Below are 12,898 nucleotides of genomic sequence, written 5' to 3' on the forward strand. Positions count from 1 at the left end.
CGATTCATCTCGCAGGGAGTTCCAAATGGCCAAACCGAATCTTCTCAGAGACGTGAGTTCCGTCCCCTCGCCGATCGAGGACGATCGATCGCAAGATGCCAATGGACTCGGAAACGAGCTTGGACGCGCAGGGCGAATCGGCGCATGGGCCTTGGTCGCAGGGTTCGGCGGGTTTCTGCTGTGGGCCGCATTTGCTCCGCTGGACGAGGGCGTGCCGAGCCAGGGGCAGGTCGCCATCGACACGAAGCGCAAGGCGGTCCAGCACCAGATCGGAGGCATCCTCAAGGAGGTGCGGGTCGGCGAAGGCGATCAAGTCCAGGAAGGCCAGTTGCTGTTCAAGCTCGACGACGCCGCGGCCAGGGCGAGCTTCGAAACCGTGCGGCAGCGCTACCTGGGGTTTCGCGCCATACAAGGCCGCCTGCTGGCCGAGCAAGGGGGACAGGACATCATCGAATTCCATCCGGACTTGCAGGCGGCTGCCACGGACCCGCTGATCCGGCAACAGATGTTCAACCAGGAGCAATTGCTCAGGTCGCGCCGCGCCGCCTTGCGCGCCGACCTGCAATCGATCGAAGAGAACATCCAGGGCCAGCAAGCGTTGTCCCAAGCCTACGCGAGCATGTTGAGCAGCCGCCGAACCCAGCTTTCGCTTCTCGACGAGGAACTGACCCAGACACGCAAGATGGTTGCCGAAGGCTATGTCCCGCGCACTCGCCAGCTGGAGATGGAACGCCAGGCAGCGGAATCGAGCACCTTCATTGCCGAGCTCATCGGCAACATGGGCCGGGCCCGGCGGTCGGTCGCGGAGCTTCGCCAGCGCGCCATCGCCAGGCAGCAGGAGTACCACAAGGAAGTGGAGACGCAGCAGGCGGAAGTCAGCCGCGAGGTGCTTGGAGACTTCGAGAAGTTTCTTGCCCTGCGGGACGAACTGGGCCGCACCGAGATCCGCTCGCCCGCTTCGGGCCAGGTGGTGGCGCTGGTGGCGCAGACCGTGGGCGGCGTGATCGCGCCGGGGCAAAAGCTGATGGATGTGGTGCCTGCCAACGAGCCCTTGCTGCTTGAAACAAGAGTGCCACCCCATCTGATCGACCGCGTCCACGCCGGCATACCGGTGGACGTGCGTTTCTCGACGTTTGCCCATTCTCCGCAGCTCGTGGTGCAGGGCCGGCTGGTTTCGGTATCCGGCGATCTATTGACGGACCCCCAGACCAACACGAGCTATTTCCTCGCGCGGGTGGCGGTGACGCAGGAGGGCCTGAGGAAGCTGGGCAAACGCTCGCTGCAGCCGGGCATGCCGGTCGAGGTGGTCTTCAAGACGGGGGAACGCTCGCTGCTCGTCTACCTCCTGCATCCGCTCACCAAGCGCGTCGCAGCCTCCATGAAGGAAGAATGATCGGTAAAGAAAACACTGCTTCCGGGTCACCGCACGGGTGGCCCAGGACTACTGTTCAATCGTTCACGTGCGGCTTGGCACGAGGCTGCCGCGAACCAGTTGCTCACTCGTGCCGCAAGGAGAGTCGCGATGGCAAGTCCGATGAACGTCAGCAAGCTTCAGACGAAATCCCATGACGAACCGGACGAGGTTCGGCAGCCCGAAAAGACCCGGGTCGAGGTGGTCCGGCTCGAGGGCTACACGCTCGGACGCTTCAAGTTCGAGCCCGGGTGGCGCTGGTCGAAGTGCATCAAGCCGGTCGTGGGCACGGACAGTTGCCAGGTGGCTCACGTCGGGTACGCGGTGTCCGGGCGGATCACCGTACAAATGAATGACGGCTCGCAGACCGTCATCGAGGAAGGCATGTCGTACACCATCCCGCCGGGCCACGACGCGTGGGTCGAAGGCAACGACTCGTTCGTCGGCCTCGAGGTGATGAGCGCAGAGGAATACGCAAAGCCCAAGAGCTGACCCAAGGCGGAAGGCCTCAGGGGCAGAAATCTTCGGGATGATCGAACGGGGATGCGATCGCGAGCGCCCCTTGCCGCGGCCAAGGGCGCCATGTCCGAGCTTTCAATCGAGCAGCAGCGAGGCCTCGTCGCGCCAGTAGGCCACGGCGGCAAGCCAGCCCTCCCATACACAGCCGTTGCAGCCGCGGCCGCAGCAGGTGGTGGGTTCGGACGGTGGCGCGCGCATCGCAAGCCCCGCGGCATCGAGCAATGCCTGCACGCGCGCGATGAGCGCTTGCGCGCCCGCGAGGTTCGTGGGTTCGGGCAGCCGGTCGATGGCGTTCACGGGCGGCAGATCTTCATGCGTCGGGGTTCGATTCGAGCCGAGGGGAGCCCGAAGCCTTCGCACCGCCTTTGGCGTTCAGCAAAGGCCGCAAGAGGCCGGCCCTGGTGGCGCTACCAGAAGATCCAGAGCGCCAGGCCGCCGAAGATGGCCCACTTCACGAGGTAGTACGCCCGCTTGTCCCACGCCTTCAGGCGCTTGCCGATCACGCGGATCTGGTAGATGTACTTGAAGGCGCGGTTGATGCCGCCGGTCTTGTCGCTGGCATCGTTGGGCGACGCGGCGGCGGCCAGCAGGTTCTTCGCAAACCAGCGGTTCACGGCGCTGGCCCAGCGGTACTTCAGCGGGCGCTCGATGTCGCAGAACAGGATCACGCGGTCGTGGTTGGTGGTGTTCTCGGCGTAGTGGATGAAGGTCTCGTCGAACACCACGGCCTCGCCGTCGCGCCAGTGGTAGCGCTGGCCGTCCACGTCGATGTAGCAGCCTTCGACGCCCGGCGTCCACAGGCCCAGGTGGTAGCGCAGCGAGCCGGCGAAGGGATCGCGGTGACGCACCAGACGACTGCCCGGCGGCAGCTCGGCGAACATGGCGGCCTTGATGGTGCCGATGCCTTTCAGCAGCTCGGTGGTGCGCGGGCACAGCACCGCGGCCGAGGGATGCGCCTCGTCGTACCACTTCAGGTAGAAGCGCTTCCAGCCGCTCTTGAAGAAGGAGTTGAAGCCCACGTCGTTGAACTGGCTCGACGCCTTGATGCTGCCGCCGTTGCGCATGGCCAGCGCTTCCTCGCGGATGACCTCCCAGTTCTCTTCGAGCACGCGCATCTCGGGGAACTGCGCGGGCGACAGGTACGGCGTACCCGGTACCTTCGAGAAAAGGTACATGAAGACGTTCAGCGGAGCGAGGAAGGTCGAGTGGTCGGAGAGCTGCCTGAAGAAGCGATGCCGCACCTGGCCGCGGAAATGAACGTAAAGCGCACTGAGCGCGAAGATGGCAAGAATGACCCACTTCATTGTTGAAAGTGTCCTGTAAACGGCACCGGCTAGTGTAAATCCTTGCCCCAAAACGGACCTGACCACGCCTTTTGGCCGTGCGGCACCTGGCGCTCAGTCCGCCCAGCCGGTCTCGATCTCGGTCTTCACCTCGGTCATGAGCTTGTGCACCGGGCATTTGCTCGCCACGCGCAGCAGTTCGTCGCGCTGCGCTTCGCTCAGCTCGCCGCTCAGGCGCAGGCCCGACTTGAGGCGGTAGACGCCCTTGCGCTCCTCGCTGGCGTCGCGGTCGACCACGACCTCGATGTCTTCCACCGGAATGCCCTTGCGGCGTGCGTAGATCAGCACCGTGAGCGCCTTGCATGCGGCGAGCGAAGCGTCGTACAGGTCATGCGGCTCGGGGCCCGCGTCGCTGCCGCCGCCCGCGGGCGAGGCGTCGACGGGAATCTCGTGGTTGCGGATCTTGAGGATGTGGCGCGTGCCGGTGGTGCCGTCGCGACGAATCGAAATGGTCATGCCTGTCCTTGAATGATGCGTGTGTGTGCTCAGCGGTCGACCGCCAGCATCAGCGTTTCCTTGATTTCTTCCATCACCACGTAGCTGTGCGACTCGGCCGCCACCGGCAGCTTCTTCAGGATGTCGCCCAGCAGGTGCCGGTACTCGCTCATGCCGCTCAGGCGCGCCTTCACGAGGTAGTCGAAGCTGCCCGACACCAGATGGCATTCGAGCACCTCGGGCATGTGCAGCAGCTCCTTTCGCACCTTGTCGAAGACGTCGCCCGACTTGGCGGAGAGCTTGATCTCGACGAACACCAGCAGCGTCTTGCCCAGTGCCTCGGGCGACACGTGCGCGTGGTAGCCGGTGATGACGCCGTCGCGCTCCATGCGCTTCACGCGCTCGGCGCAGGGCGAGGCCGACAAACCGATGTGCTCGGCCAGCTCGGTCATGGAAACGCGGCCCTGGCGTTGCAAAAGGTCGAGGATGCGGCGGTCGATTCGGTCGAGTTCTGGCATTTCACTTCGCGCGCGGCTTTGGACGATGTCCGGCAGTGTATTTCACTGCAAAACCAATGAAAACAGTGGAATCCGCTGCATTGTGCACTTTAGATTCCACTCATTCCATCTGAATCGGCGAATACACCATGAAAGTCATCGTTCTCGGCGGCGGCGTGATCGGCACCACCACGGCCTACTACCTCGCGCGCTCGGGCGCCGAGGTCACCCTGCTCGACCGGCAGGCCGGCCCCGCCGAGGAAACCAGCTTCGGCAACGCCGGGCAGGTGTCGCCGGGCTACTCCACGCCGTGGGCCGCGCCGGGCATTCCGCTGAAGGCGATCAAGTGGATGTTCAAGAAGCACGCGCCGCTGTCGATCCGCCCCGACGGCACGCTGTTCCAGCTGCGCTGGATGGCCGCGATGCTGCGCAACTGCGCGCCCGAGGCCTATGCCGTGAACAAGGAACGCATGATGCGCGTGGCCGAATACAGCCGCGGCTGCCTGCAGCAGCTGCGCGCCGACACCGGCCTGCAGTACGAGCAGCGCACCGGCGGCACGCTGCAACTCTTCCGCACACAGGCCCAACTCGACGCGGTGCAGCGCGACATCGCGGTGCTCGAGGAATGCGGCGTGCCCTACGAACTGCTCGACCGCGACGCCCTCGCCCGCGTCGAGCCCGCATTGGCCGGCGCGCGCGACCGCCTCACGGGCGGCCTGCGCCTGCCCAACGACGAAACCGGCGACTGCCACCTGTTCACGCGCGGTCTCGCCGAGATCGCGCGCGGCCTGGGCGTCGACTTCCGCTTCGGCCAGACCATCGACGCGCTGGAAACCGACGGCGGCCGCATCACCGGTGTGCGCACCACCGCCGGCAAGATCCTCACGGCCGACCGCTACGTGATGGCCTTCGGCAGCTATTCGCGCGCCGCCATCGCCTCGCTGGGCCTCGACATTCCGGTATACCCGGTCAAGGGCTACTCGCTGACCGTGCCGCTGCTCGACGAATCACTCGCGCCGCAATCGACCGTGCTCGACGAAACCTACAAGGTGGCCGTCACGCGCTTCGACAACCGCATCCGCGTGGGCGGCATGGCCGAGCTCGGCGGCTTCGACCTGCGCCTGAACCCTGCACGCCGCGCCACGCTCGAGAAGGTGGTGACCGACCTGTTCCCCGGCGGCGATGTGCCCCGCGCCACCTTCTGGACCGGCCTGCGCCCGATGACGCCCGACAGCACGCCCATCGTCGGCGGCACGCGCTATGCCAACCTGTTCCTCAACACCGGCCACGGCACGCTGGGCTGGACCATGGCCTGCGGCTCGGGCAAGCTCATTTCCGACATGGTGATGGGCCAGCGGCCGGAGATCCGCACCGATGGCCTTGCGATGGACCGCTACGAACAGGGCTCGTCGCACGCTTCGCGCCCGAGCCCCGCGACTGTTGCTGCCTGACATTGGCGTTGTCGTTCGGGGCGTGTGCACAGGCCACCGGGTACTCCCCTCCGCGAATGTCCCCCGGCCTGCGGCCTCCTCCTTTATTTCGCTGCGGGGAGCACCCGATGCCCTGCGCACGAGGGCACGCTCTGCGCTTGCAGCCGATCAACAAGTGCTCTGATCGATCACGCTGGCGGGGTGCCTTGCGCAGCGAAATAAAGGAGGAGGCCGAAGGCCGGGGGACATTCGCGGAGCAAGAACAGCAAACAAGACCTCAAGCAGCCTTGGCAATTGGAATCACGGCACTGCTCATGCCGCGATAAACCTCCGCCTCGCCATGCTTCGCCAGCAGCTGCATCAGGTGCTTGCGGATCAGCATGCCGGGCCGGTCCGACTCCATCGAATACTCCACGCCACGCCGCCGCGTATCGACCAGCGCATCGGGGTCGGTCGATTCGAGGATGTCCTTGTCCTCGCGCGTCACCGCGTCGTCGAAGTCGATCAGCATCTGCGCCGTGCAGTCGGCCTCGGTGTCGTTGCGGAACAGCCATTGGCACAGCTGCATGCGGCCGTCGTCGATGGGCGTGAAGCAGTTGATGATGATGTGGCGCACGCCGCTCGGGTACTCGATGTCGAGCCGGCGCGAGAACGGCAGGTAATACGCGTTGCGCATGTGGCGCGTGGTGATCGGGTCGGTCACGCCGCTGATCGCATGGAACTTCACCGGGTTGGCCGCATCGATGACCGTCTCGGCATAGAAGCCCGATTCGTTCTCCACCAGCTCGTACTTGCTCGGCTTCGGGCTCGCGGCCACGCCGAAGGTGGCACGGTGCACAAAACTGAAGTGCGAGTTGTCGAAGGAGTTCTCCAGCGCACGCATCGGGCTGGTCCGCCACTCTTCATAGAACTGGAAGATGGTGCGGTAGCCCGGGTCGTCGAACTCCGCAATGGCCGGGATGTCGGCAATGGGCTCCTCGAGCGCCACCCACGCATAGCCATAGCGCGCCGTGCAGCGGTAGGCCGTGGTGCGGTACTCGGGCGAGATCTTGCGGTCGGGCTCGTACTGCGGAATGTGGATGACCTGGCCACTGCGGTCGTAGGTCCAGCCGTGGTAGCCGCACTGGATGGCGCCGGTGCCGCAGGCCCGGCCTTCGCTGTCCACGCACCAGCCTTTCGAGAGCTTCGCGGTTCGGTGGCAGCAGCGGTCCCGCAGCGCGGCGGGCTGGCCGTCGGCGTCGATGAAGAGAACGATGTCTTCGCCCAGCAGCCTGAAGGGCTTCGGGCCGCCGGCCAGTTCGGTGAGCGGCATGACGGCATGCCAGAACTTGCGGAAGACGGGTTGTTGGGTGACGAGCATGCGCGGACTCCTTCGGTGGTCGTGTGGGGGACGAACTGAAAGAGCAATTTCCTGCCATCGACGGGAACCGTCGCGTGGCTGAACGCTTCTACTCTGCGCAACCTGCCTTGCAAATTGCGCGCCCGGATTGTGGCGCGGCTTCCTGGTCGGTGCACGTTTTCCCTTGCAATGCCCGAGCGAAATCCCTTGGCATGCGTCGTGCATGACCCACCGCAAGAGTAGAAGCGTTCAGCAGCGCACGCACCACGAACGTGCGCCCGCCCGGAAATTGCTCTTGAAACGCCCGCCGCATTTTTGCGGAGGGATTCAAGAACCGAAGCTTCCGAGGCCCCACATGCAACGTCGATCCTTCCTCGCGGCCAGCGCCGCCACCCTTGCCGCTCCCGCCGTCTTCGCGCAGGGCAGCGCCAAGCTCACCCCGCTCAAGTTCACGCTCGACTTCCGCATCAACGGCCAGACCGCGCCCTTCTTCCTCGCGCAGACCAAGGGCTACTACAGGGACGAGGGGCTCGACGTGAGCATCGACACCGGCGCCGGCTCGGTCGCCTCCATCACCCGCATCGCCAGCGGCGTCTACCAGCTCGGCCTGGGCGACATCAGCTCGCTGGTCGAGTTCAACGCGCAGAACCCCGGCACGCCGATGGTGCAGGCCGTGTACCAGTACTACAACCGCGCACCGTTCGCGATCATCGGCCGCAAGGACCGCGGCGTGACCGGCGACTTCAAGAGCCTCGCGGGCAAGAAGGTGGCGGCCGCCGCCGTCGAATCGACCCGCCGTGCATGGCCCCTGGTCGCGCGCAAGCAGGGCATGCGCGCCGACGCCTTCCAGTGGCAGACCACCGACTTCAGCGCGCGCGACAACGTGATGGTGCGCGGCGACGTCGATGCCGCCACCTACTTCCACGACTCGGCCGTGTCGCTGTTCGCGCGCATGAAGCCCGAGGAACTGTCGGTGCTCAAGTACGCCGACGCGGGCGTCAATCTGTACGGCAACGCAATCCTCGCGGGCAGCAACCTCATCGCGCAGAACCCGAAGGTGGTTGCGGCCTTCCTGCGCGCGAGCAACCGCGCCATCGTCGAGACTTTTTCCAATCCGGCGCCGAGCATCGCGGCCATGCGCCAGCGCGAGCCCATCCTCGATGAGAAAATCGAACTCGAGCGCTGGGGCATCACCGCGCAGTACGTGGGCGCGGCCGACACGCGCGATCATGGCCTCGGCGACATCCGGAAACTCCTGCTCGAACAGCAGGTCGACGAAGTGGCCGACGTCTTCGGCCTCAAGATCAAGCCCGCGTCCGACGCCATCTTCAATACTTCGATGCTCCCATTGCGCAGCGAACGCTCCCTTCCCAAAGCATGAATTTCCACAGCGACACCCACACCGTCAACTATCCCGCCGAAACAGCACTCGATGAACGCGACGGCCGCTACCTGCGCAAGGCCATCGTCTGGTCGCACGCGGCACGCCGCCGGGGCAACCGCCCCTTCGGCTCCGTGATCGTCTCGGCCGCCGGCGAGGTGCTGGCCGAGGCTGGCAACAGCAATGCCGAGACCGGCGACTGCACGGCGCATGCAGAGATCAATGCGCTGCGCGCACTGGCCGAGCGCAAGCTCTCGCGCGAGGAACTCGCTGGCGCCACGATCTACGCCTCGGGCGAGCCCTGCGTGATGTGCGCGGGCGCGATCTTCTGGTCGAACATCGGCCGCGTGGTGTTCGGCATCGATGCCGAGCGACTGCGCGTGTTCCGCGGCGAGCGGCAGGACCAGCGCGATGCAGAGCTGTCGTGCCGCGACGTCTTCCGCGCCTCGCCGCATCCGATCGAATGCATCGGACCGGCGCTGATCGACGAAGCGAGTGCCGCGCACGACGGCGCCTGGAAATAGGACTCGCCCCCAGACTGCGCGCACTCCGTTTCGCTGGCCAACCCCCTACCGGGGGCAACACCTGCGGCCCGGCAAAGCCGGTTCCGCGGTGTTCCACGAAAAATCCGATTGGCCGACACGCTCTAGACTCTCTCGATGCCCTGGCACGCCCGTCTCCATCTCGACTACAAACAAGAAGCCGCCCGCACCGTCGCCCGCTTTCGCCATGACGGCCCGCTGCGCATCCTGCAGAGCCTGTACCCCGAGGGGGATGCCATCTGCCACAACGTGCTCGTGCATCCGCCGGGCGGCCTGGTGGGCGGCGACACGCTCGACATCGACATCGAGGCCGCCGACGGCAGCCACGGCCTGATCACCACGCCCGGCGCCTCGCGCTTCTACCGTTCCGAGGGCAAGCTGGCGCTGCAGCGCACGCGCATCCGCCTCGCGGCCGGCGCGCGGCTCGAATGGCTGCCACTCGAAGCCATCTGCTACAGCGGCTGCCAGGCGGAGAACCGGCTTTCCATCGAGCTCGAACCCGGCGCCGAGCTGATCGGCTGGGACATCACCGCGCTCGGCCTGCCGAATGCCAACCAGCCCTTCGAGCGCGGCAGCTACCTGCAGCACATCGAGGTGCCCGGCGTGTGGCTGGAGCGCGGGCGCATCGACGCGGCCGACCACCGGCTGCTGCAAAGCCCCATCGGCCTCGGCGGCCATCGCTGCCTGGCCTCGCTGTTCTTCGTGGCGGGCTCGCCGGTGGCGCGCGCCCGGCGCGACGCCCTGCTGGCGCACGCACGCACATTGCTCGAAGCAAGCCCCCTGTTCGGCAGCGCCGGTGCCACCAGCCCGCATGCCGAAGTGATCGTGCTGCGCGTGCTCGCGCCCGTGGTCGAGCCCGCGATGCAGTTGCTGCGGCAGGTCTGGCAGGCATGGCGCGGCGAGCTGTGGCAGCTGCCCGCGACCACGCCGCGCATCTGGGCGACCTGAGCCCGATCTTCGGCCCTGGGGGCCAATCTGTAGGCGCCGTCTGACGGACAGCCGCTTTGCAAAGGCGCACGCTGCCTCTTTTGCCCAGCGGATGACGAGGATCGGCCATGTCTCCAGACGACGCCCCGAACGCCCACACCCACGCGGAAACGCAGCTTCATCGGCATCTGGCGCACTTCAACGCCGCACGGCTGAAGTTCGGCACCCCATCGCCCCATTGGCAGGACGAGCTCGCCCGCGAGCATGAGTGCCGCCTGATCGAAGGCAGGTTCCTCGAAGCCCTGCGCACCACGGTGCAGGTGGCGGCATCGGCCTCGGCCGGCAATGCGGACCATTTCAGCAACTGGTTCGAGTCGCTCGCGCGCACGGGCCCCGGCCAGCATCACCCGCTGTTCGACTGGCTGGCTCTAGAGGCCACGCTGCCGCAGATGCGCTGGTTCCTCACGCAGGAGGCCGCGGGCGAAGCGGGCTTCGAAGACCTGCTGGCCTGCACCCAGGTCAAGCTGCCGCCGCAGCCCAAGCTCGAATGCGCGCGCAACTTCTGGGACGAGATGGGCCACGGCAAGCGCAGCGCCATGCACGGCCAGATGCTGGAGCACATGGTGCGCGAACTCGACCTGCATCCGGCCATCGACACCACCGTGTGGGAGTCGCTCGCGCTCGCCAACACCATGGTCGGGCTGGCGACCACGCGCCGCTATGCGTACCACGCCATCGGCGCGCTCGGCGTCATCGAGCTCACCGCCCCCGGGCGCGTGAAGCAGGTGGCGGCCGGCATGCGCCGCCTGGGCCTGAGCGGCCGTGCGCGCGCCTACTTCGACCTGCATGCGGCGCTCGACGTGTCGCACTCGCGCGCGTGGATACGCGAGGTGATCCGGCCCCTGGTCGAGGCCGATCCGTCCTGCGGGCAGTTCATCGCCGAAGGCGCGCTGATGCGGCTCGTGTGCGGCGAACGCTGCTTCGCGCGCTACACCGCCGAACTGCGGCATACCGAAGAGGTCGCCGCATGATGAACGCGGCCGGCGTGCTGCGCCAGGTGGCGGCCACGGGCTATTGCTTCACGACCGTCACGCCCTTGACCCACCAGCGCGTGCTCGCGCGGCGCGGGCGCGAACCGGGAGCGACGCTGCGCGACATCTTCGGCTGGAACCTTCCGTTCGAAGCGGGCACCGTGCCGCCGGAACTGCTGGCCGGCATGGAGCAGGCCGGCATCGTGCGGCACACGGGGTCGCTGCTGCGCAGCACGGTGCGCATCGCCAGCCTCGGCGACGACCTGTTCTTTCACTCGGCCTACCCGACGGTCGAGGAGAACGCCGTGTTCTTCGGCCCCGACACCCACCGCTTCGCACGCTTCATCCAACATGCGCTGAACCCGCGCAAGACGAAGCAGCCCCTGCGCGTGCTCGACGTGGGCTGCGGCAGCGGCGCGGGCGGCATTGCCGTAGCGCGGGCGATGGCGGCGATGGACGCGCCCTGCACGATCGTGATGAACGACATCAACCCGCTGGCGCTGGAGTACACAGCCATCAATGCGGAAGCCGCCGGCATCCCTGTGACGCTCGCGCAGGGCGATGCGCTGTCGGCGGTCGAAGGCGACTTCGACCTCATCGTGTCGAACCCGCCCTACCTCGACGATGCCGCGCAGCGCGCCTACCGCCACGGCGGCGCGCGGCTCGGGCGGGCGCTCGGCGTGCGCATCGCGGCCGAGTCGCTGAAGCGGCTGGCGCCGGGCGGGCAGCTGCTGCTCTACACCGGCGTGGCGATGGTCGATGGCGAAGACCCGTTCCTTGCCGAGATACGGCCGCTGCTCACCGCGCCGGGCTTCGAGTGGTCGTATGCCGAAATCGACCCCGACGTGTTCGGCGAGGAACTGGAGCGCCCGGTGTATGCGCACATCGACCGCATCGCCGCCGTCGGGCTCGTTGCCACGCGCACAGCGGAGGCCGCGTGATGGCCGCCGGCCTCGACCTCGGCGCCGACACCGCGCGGCTCGCCGTAGTGCGCGAATGCAGCGTGCTGGAGCGCATGCCCAAGTGGCTCATCTGCGTGCCGCTGGTGGTGCAGTGGCTGTGGCTGTCGCTGCGCTACGGTGGCGCGACCCTGCCGTCGGCGGCCAACCCGCATCTCACCTCGGGCGGGCTGGTGGGTGAAGGCAAGCTCGAATACTTCCGCGGCATGGGACCGCTGGCGCGCTCGCTTACGGCCGACTACTGCGCGGTGTTCAACGATGGCACGGCGAACGAAGACTCCTTGCGGCAAACCATGGCTGAGAACGGCCTCGCATTCCCCATCGTCGCCAAGCCCGACCTCGGACTGTGCGGTTACGGCGTTCGCCTGCTGCCCGACATGGCTGCGCTGCGGGCGTACCTGGCCGTCTTTCCTTCCGGCGAAACGGTCGTGCTGCAACGCTACCTGCCGCAGGAAGGCGAGGCGGGCATCTTCTACGCACGCGATCCCGTCACCGGCGAGGGCCGCATCATCGGCCTCGCGCTGCGCTACTTCCCGCGCGTAACGGGCGACGGCCGAAGCACCGTGGCCCAGCTCGTGGCGGCCGACGTGCGCGCGCGCCGCATCGCGCGCTCGCCGCGCCACGAATGCAGCGTGCCATCCGAGAGCGTGCCGGCGGCCGGCCAGCAGGTTCGGCTGGCCACCATCGGCTCGACCCGCGTCGGCGGGCTGTACCGCGACGGCGCGGCGCTCATCACGTCCGATCTGGTGCGCGCCATCGACGCCATCGCGCGCGACATGCCCGACTTCCATTTCGGACGCTTCGACGTGCGCTACGAGAGCCTGCGCGAACTCGGCGCCGGGCGCGGCTTCACCATCATGGAAATCAACGGCACGGGCTCCGAAGCCATCGAGGCCTGGGACCCCGACATCGGCGTGCTGCAAGGCTTTCGCATGGTCTTCGCAAAGCAGCGGCTGCTGTTCGCCATCGGCGCCGCGCAGCGCAAGGCCGGCGTACGGCCCATCGGCCTGCTCGCCCTCGCACGGCTCAACCGGCGGCAGAACCGTCTGGTCGACCGCTATCCACCATCCAACTGAATCGTTGC

At 66.9% G+C, this 12,898-nt stretch carries 14 protein-coding genes; 9 read left to right on the forward strand and 5 right to left on the reverse strand.

From position 1 onward, the window contains the following. Positions 1–25 precede the first annotated feature (25 nt). Together ASD05_RS14665 and ASD05_RS14670 are read left to right on the forward strand one after the other, a co-directional pair. Positions 26–1,393, forward strand: coding sequence for an HlyD family type I secretion periplasmic adaptor subunit (locus ASD05_RS14665; protein WP_056593449.1), 1,368 nt, complete (start codon positions 26–28; stop codon positions 1,391–1,393). A gap of 129 nt (positions 1,394–1,522) precedes the next feature. Further along, positions 1,523–1,903, forward strand: coding sequence for a cupin domain-containing protein (locus tag ASD05_RS14670; protein WP_056593452.1), 381 nt, complete (start codon positions 1,523–1,525; stop codon positions 1,901–1,903). 102 nt (positions 1,904–2,005) lie between these two features. Here ASD05_RS14670 and ASD05_RS14675 read toward each other — a convergent pair whose 3' ends face one another. The 4 genes from ASD05_RS14675 to ASD05_RS14690 form a co-directional block, all read right to left on the reverse strand. After that, complete coding sequence (locus ASD05_RS14675) at positions 2,006–2,227, reverse strand: oxidoreductase-like domain-containing protein (RefSeq protein WP_056593454.1); 222 nt, start codon at positions 2,225–2,227, stop codon at positions 2,006–2,008. A gap of 110 nt (positions 2,228–2,337) precedes the next feature. Then, entirely contained in the window at positions 2,338–3,234 is an 897-nt protein-coding gene (lpxO, locus tag ASD05_RS14680) for a lipid A hydroxylase LpxO (RefSeq protein ID WP_056593457.1), read from the reverse strand. Between the two features lie 93 nt (positions 3,235–3,327). Next, positions 3,328–3,729: an OsmC family protein gene (locus tag ASD05_RS14685; RefSeq protein WP_056593461.1), complete on the reverse strand. Its 402-nt coding sequence runs from the start codon at positions 3,727–3,729 to the stop codon at positions 3,328–3,330. Positions 3,730–3,758: 29 nt separating this feature from the next. Further along, positions 3,759–4,226: a winged helix-turn-helix transcriptional regulator gene (locus ASD05_RS14690; protein WP_007836101.1), complete on the reverse strand. Its 468-nt coding sequence runs from the start codon at positions 4,224–4,226 to the stop codon at positions 3,759–3,761. Between the two features lie 128 nt (positions 4,227–4,354). Here ASD05_RS14690 and ASD05_RS14695 point away from each other — a divergent pair, with 128 nt between their 5' ends. Then, complete coding sequence (locus tag ASD05_RS14695) at positions 4,355–5,656, forward strand: D-amino acid dehydrogenase (RefSeq protein WP_056593464.1); 1,302 nt, start codon at positions 4,355–4,357, stop codon at positions 5,654–5,656. Positions 5,657–5,912: 256 nt separating this feature from the next. Here the strand turns inward: ASD05_RS14695 and ASD05_RS14700 are convergent, their stop codons facing one another. Beyond that, positions 5,913–6,995, reverse strand: coding sequence for an aromatic ring-hydroxylating oxygenase subunit alpha (locus ASD05_RS14700; RefSeq protein WP_056593467.1), 1,083 nt, complete (start codon positions 6,993–6,995; stop codon positions 5,913–5,915). A gap of 334 nt (positions 6,996–7,329) precedes the next feature. Between ASD05_RS14700 and ASD05_RS14705 the strand changes: the two genes are divergently transcribed. From ASD05_RS14705 to ASD05_RS14730, 6 genes are all read left to right on the forward strand, one after another. Further along, complete coding sequence (locus ASD05_RS14705) at positions 7,330–8,355, forward strand: ABC transporter substrate-binding protein (protein WP_056593470.1); 1,026 nt, start codon at positions 7,330–7,332, stop codon at positions 8,353–8,355. Beyond that, positions 8,352–8,879 carry a nucleoside deaminase gene (locus ASD05_RS14710; RefSeq protein WP_056593473.1) on the forward strand — a complete coding sequence of 176 codons (528 nt, stop codon included), beginning with the start codon at positions 8,352–8,354 and terminating at the stop codon, positions 8,877–8,879. The genes ASD05_RS14705 and ASD05_RS14710 overlap by 4 nt, the downstream gene beginning before the upstream one ends. A 135-nt stretch (positions 8,880–9,014) precedes the next feature. Beyond that, positions 9,015–9,845: an urease accessory protein UreD gene (locus ASD05_RS14715; protein ID WP_056593476.1), complete on the forward strand. Its 831-nt coding sequence runs from the start codon at positions 9,015–9,017 to the stop codon at positions 9,843–9,845. Positions 9,846–9,952: 107 nt separating this feature from the next. Next, on the forward strand, positions 9,953–10,855 hold the full coding sequence (locus tag ASD05_RS14720) for an iron-containing redox enzyme family protein (protein ID WP_056593479.1): 903 nt from the start codon (positions 9,953–9,955) through the stop codon (positions 10,853–10,855). Continuing rightward, positions 10,852–11,796: a N5-glutamine methyltransferase family protein gene (locus ASD05_RS14725; RefSeq protein ID WP_056593482.1), complete on the forward strand. Its 945-nt coding sequence runs from the start codon at positions 10,852–10,854 to the stop codon at positions 11,794–11,796. The genes ASD05_RS14720 and ASD05_RS14725 overlap by 4 nt, the downstream gene beginning before the upstream one ends. Then, positions 11,796–12,890 (forward strand): hypothetical protein, encoded by a 1,095-nt coding sequence (locus tag ASD05_RS14730; protein ID WP_056593483.1) that lies wholly within the window; start codon positions 11,796–11,798, stop codon positions 12,888–12,890. Before ASD05_RS14725 ends, ASD05_RS14730 begins: the two co-directional genes overlap by 1 nt. Positions 12,891–12,898 lie beyond the last annotated feature (8 nt).

The sequence above is a fragment of the Variovorax sp. Root434 genome, from assembly GCF_001426595.1.
Lineage (GTDB): Bacteria > Pseudomonadota > Gammaproteobacteria > Burkholderiales > Burkholderiaceae_C > Variovorax.